Genomic DNA, 2,840 nt, shown 5'->3' with positions numbered 1-2,840 from the left:
CCACCGATAGAAGGTCTGCTCGCTGATCCCGTGCCGCCGACAGACCTCCGCCGTCGGGCTCCCGGCTTCCTATTCGCGCAGCACGCCGATGATCTGCGCGTCGTTGAACCTGCTCTTCTTCACATCCGTCTCCTTTGGTGAAACGGACTCTCACTCAAAACGGAGGATCAGGAAGGGGGAACGTCAAGGCCTACGGCGCCATCAATGCAGCCTCGCAACGCGCGACGACGGTGTTGGTAAACGACGGAGACCGCCGCCACGATGGGCGCTTAGGTCGCGACAGTCCGACGACGGTGGCGTAAGCGGCGCTGGCGAGGACGATCCTTAGGCGGAGGCGGCTCCCACCCGGCGACCACCGCTTCGCGGAAGCGTTGACGCACGTTCGACAGCAGGCGGCCGAAAGGCGAAGGGGAGCGATCACCGATGTTCAGTGAGGCGGCCGTGCTGACCATGTTGGACGTGGGTCAGCCACCCCGTCAGTTGGGCGGCATAGAGATCGAGATAAATGCCGATGATGCGCCGGTAGATCATCCGCATGCCGTCCGCCCCGGCGTCCACATACATCTTCGCCCGCTGCCCGGCGGCGTCCGTGCGGGCCCGGCGGCGTCCGTGCGGGCCATGATGACGATGTCGCGGCTGACCTTCTTCGCCGCCGCGACCTTGGCGGCCATGTCCAGGGCGCGGACCAGGTTCTTGCCGTTCAGGTGTCCGCATTTCTTGGGAAGGATCTGGTCCTCAAGATGGACGGCACCTGCGCCTGCGTCCTCCGAAGGTGCGGACCATGTGCATGACGTTCAGCACCTCGCCGTAGCCGGTATCGCCATCGACCAACAGCAGGCCCGACGACCGCACGATCTGGCGGATGAAGAAGGCGCGACCTTATCGACGGTGATTACGCCCAGGTCCGGCAGGCCCATCGAGGCCGTCATGGCGGCGCCAGATAGATACAGGCCGTCGAAGCCAGCCTGTTTCGCCTGGATAGCCGCCTGGCCGTTGTAGGCGCCCGGCAGCTGCCAGATGCTGGGCTTGGCCAGGGCGGCGCGGAACCGCTTGCCGGCGGGTTCAAGCGGCAGGTCTTCGGCGACGAGGTAGGGCATGCGGTCTCTCAGGCGTGGGAACGGTCCAGGCCGCGTTCGGCCAAGGGAACGAAGGGCAGGTTCTCCGGTCCGACGTAGTTAGCGGACGGGCGGATGATCTTGTTGTCGATGCGCTGCTCGATGACATGCGCCGCCCAGCCGGAGGTGCGCGAGATCACGAACAGCGGGGTGAACATGGCCGTGGGCACGCCCAGCAGGTGATAGGAGACGGCCGAGAACCAGTCGAGGTTCGGGAACATCTTCTTGGCGTCGGCCATGACGCTCTCGATTCGCTCGGCGATGTCGAACATCTTCATCGAGCCGGCTTCCTCCGACAGGGTGCGGGCCACGCGCTTGATGACCTCGTTCTGGGGGTCGGCGATCGTATAGACCGTGTGACCGAAGCCGATGACCACTTCCTTGGCTTCGACCCGGCGGCGGATGTCGGCCTCAGCTGCGTCCGAGTCGGCGTAGCGCTTCTGGATTTCGAAGCGACCTCGTTGGCCCCGCCGTGCTTGGGGCCGCGCAGGGCGCCGATGGCACCCGCCACGCAAGAATACATGTCCGAACCGGTGCCGGCGATGGTGCGGGCGGTGAAGGTCGAGGCGTTGAACTCGTGCCCGGCGTAGAGGATCAGCGAGGTGTGCATGGCGCGCACATGGCTGTCGCTCGGCGGCTTGCCGTGCAGCAGGTGCAGACGGATGGCGCACTTCGGCCGGCGTCAGGTCCGGCAGCCGGCCGACCAGGCCCAGGAAGCGGTCCTGCTCGGCGGTGGTGATCACGCCCTCGGCGAGATCACGGAACTTGCCGACATACTGGGCGCGCTTGAACGGGCGGGCGCCCAGCGGGTGGGGGTCGGCCACGGCGATCTCGTCCTGGACGACCGAGCCGTCCTCGAAGGTGACGATGATGCGGCCGCCGAAAGCCTTCTCGGCCGGGTCGTTGGAGTGGTAGCGCCGGGTCCACTCCGGGTCTTCCACCGTCGAAATCTTGCGTCACAGGGCGGCGGTCTCGGGACGGCGCGCCCGCTCGGGCGCATAGGAGCGCTCATGGTGCCAGGCACCGTCCTCAAGGGCGACGGCCAGGATGTACATGATGGAGTGGTCCAGCGTTTCGCGGCTGGCCTCGAGGTCCATCTTCTGCGGGTCGTTGGCGCCCGTGCCGATGACGTAGTGGGTGTGGTGGCTGGTATGCAGCACCACGTCCTTCACCTTGTCGAAGCCGCCCGCCTCGCGGATTTTCGGACCGAGGCGGCGGGCCAGATCGATCAGCGCCTGGCTCTGATATTCGGCCGAGTGCTCCTTGGTGTAGGTGTCCAGGATGACGCGCTTGGGCTCGCCCTTCTTGCCCGCTCAGCAGCCAGGCGATGAACCATCCTCGCCTTCTCAGGCCGGGGACGGTGCGCCCTCGCCGCGCATCACGCGGTCCACGGCCTCCACCGCCATCTTGCAGGCGAAGGCCGGGGCGTAGGCCTTCCAAGTCGAGATTTCCCCCTTGTGCGACTGGCGCGTGGTGGTGGTGACGTGCAGGGCCTGCTGCACCGCCTGGTAGATGGTTTCGGTCGGCAGGTTCAGAAGCGTGCCGATGCCGGAATGGCAGGAAGCGTTATGGGCCAAGTTCGTCACGGGAGCGCCACGACCACGCACGCCGTCAGAACAGCAATACAGTGATCGCAGGCTTCGCTCGCGACGCTGAGCCGGGAACTTGGGATCAATCCCAAGACGGTGGCGAAGTGGCGCAAGCGGGCGACGGTCGAGGATTTGA

General features: G+C 66.1%; 2 protein-coding genes and 4 pseudogenes. 1 reads left to right on the top strand and 5 read right to left on the bottom strand.

The window, feature by feature from the left end:
* From DI624_RS15970 to DI624_RS15945, 5 genes and pseudogenes are all read right to left on the bottom strand, one after another.
* Positions 1–123, bottom strand: a pseudogene (locus tag DI624_RS15970) (transposase); the annotation flags it as partial.
* Positions 124–794: 671 nt separating this feature from the next.
* A complete protein-coding gene (locus DI624_RS15965) occupies positions 795–1,097 on the bottom strand; it encodes a hypothetical protein (protein ID WP_291540533.1) in 303 nt (100 codons plus the stop codon).
* An 8-nt stretch (positions 1,098–1,105) separates the two neighbouring features.
* Positions 1,106–1,773, bottom strand: a pseudogene (locus DI624_RS16180) (citrate/2-methylcitrate synthase); the annotation flags it as partial.
* A gap of 58 nt (positions 1,774–1,831) precedes the next feature.
* Positions 1,832–2,395, bottom strand: a pseudogene (locus DI624_RS15950) (hypothetical protein); the annotation flags it as partial.
* Between the two features lie 66 nt (positions 2,396–2,461).
* Positions 2,462–2,692 (bottom strand): MmgE/PrpD family protein, encoded by a 231-nt coding sequence (locus tag DI624_RS15945; RefSeq protein ID WP_291540525.1) that lies wholly within the window; start codon positions 2,690–2,692, stop codon positions 2,462–2,464.
* Here DI624_RS15945 and DI624_RS15940 point away from each other — a divergent pair.
* Positions 2,684–2,840, top strand: a pseudogene (locus tag DI624_RS15940) (IS481 family transposase); the annotation flags it as partial. The gene DI624_RS15945 and the pseudogene DI624_RS15940 sit on opposite strands and share 9 nt — an antisense overlap.

Origin of the sequence: Brevundimonas sp. (assembly GCF_003248455.1) — a bacterium.
In the GTDB taxonomy this organism is placed as follows: Bacteria; Pseudomonadota; Alphaproteobacteria; order Caulobacterales; family Caulobacteraceae; genus Brevundimonas.
The sequence above is the reverse complement of the archived record's forward strand: the minus strand, read 5'-3'. Positions and strand labels throughout refer to the sequence as shown.